This is a genomic window from Bacillus sp. SIMBA_154, from assembly GCF_046536015.1.
GTDB lineage: Bacteria > Bacillota > Bacilli > Bacillales > Bacillaceae > Bacillus > Bacillus pumilus_P.
This window is the reverse complement of record NZ_JAWJBV010000709.1, coordinates 1-233: the sequence shown is the minus strand read 5'-3', so window position 1 is coordinate 233 and position 233 is coordinate 1. Positions and strand designations below refer to the sequence as shown.

At 47.2% G+C, this 233-nt stretch carries 1 pseudogene; it reads left to right on the top strand.

Going from position 1 to position 233, the window contains the following annotated elements:
* Positions 1-17: 17 nt before the first annotated feature.
* Positions 18-233 (top strand): annotated as a pseudogene (locus tag R0K30_RS23710) (AbrB family transcriptional regulator); the annotation flags it as partial.

Below are 233 nucleotides of genomic sequence, written 5' to 3'. Positions count from 1 at the left end.
GCGCGGGTCGGATTCACTTGCCTCGCCTTTGGCTGATCGGCAGCATGTTAGTGGTCGCAGCTCTTCAAGTATGTGCAGGTGCGTTCACAGGTGATGATTTGATTCCTTATTGGCCAGCACAAACGAATATGGCTTCACAGGTATTTCTAGGTGCCACCATCGGATCAAAAATTAATAAGCAGAGTTATATTGGGCTAAAAAACACCTTCATTGTGTCCGTCGTCAAGTCATCC